At 39.6% G+C, this 823-nt stretch carries 1 pseudogene; it reads right to left on the bottom strand.

What is annotated here, in order from left to right:
- Nucleotides 1-442 precede the first annotated feature (442 nt).
- A pseudogene (locus tag ETF27_RS10935) lies at nucleotides 443-559 on the bottom strand (IS982 family transposase); the annotation flags it as partial.
- Nucleotides 560-823: the final 264 nt, after the last annotated feature.

Below are 823 nucleotides of genomic sequence, written 5' to 3'. Positions count from 1 at the left end.
AGGGCAAAGAACACGAATTTGAATCAACGGGTCAACGTTTCAAGCATTGACACAGTGGACCACTAGTCACATTACACTTACGCAATATTGACGCTTGAGAAGAACCGCTAGAATAATAATCAATTAACACTTGCAGCTTGAACGAATACGAAAATTCGCGCGGGGTTTTACGTTTTGTCATAATTTCTTACTTTTTTTATAGTCAGAATTGTGACAAGCTAAATCCGTATAAGACAAATTGGAGTGCAAAAGCTAAGCTCTTAAATCGCAATTAATATTATCTTGATTATCAATCGGTTATGAGGCGTGTTACAAACGTGGTTTTTGTAATATAATTTCATTGATGGTCGGGTCGAATGTGCGCTATCGAGCGTCCGCTTGCCATCGCCTGAATACGAATTGAAGACATAAGGAAATACGCGAGTTCGGGATAAGAAAATCTTTAGAAAAGTTCCGGTTGCCTTGATTTCTCTACGTGTACCGACAGGGCTTCCGGCTTATTGTCAAAGAAACAACAGGCTGTAAGTGCAGAACACAAGTTCATGATGAAATTACGTAGTCGTCCCTCAAGAACCCGACTTACAACCAACAGATGGTATTGGATAACACCTTTGTTCATTACAGTTGGAATCCACTCCCTGAATACTCCATTTTCTTCACTGTCTCGCTCTTTACAAAGGACAGCACCTGACTTTGATTTTTTAGACACCTTAAATGCCCATAAAGTTAGTGTACATCGGAAAGATGGCAACGTTTCAGCCTGCAAAATGAGCCATAGATCTTCTTTTAGGATGTAGGGAATATGCTAATTCCAAATAGAAGT

This window comes from Prevotella brunnea, from assembly GCF_008016795.1.
GTDB lineage: Bacteria > Bacteroidota > Bacteroidia > Bacteroidales > Bacteroidaceae > Prevotella > Prevotella brunnea.
Note: the sequence above shows the minus strand (reverse complement) of the source record. Positions and strands in the feature narration are given on the sequence as shown.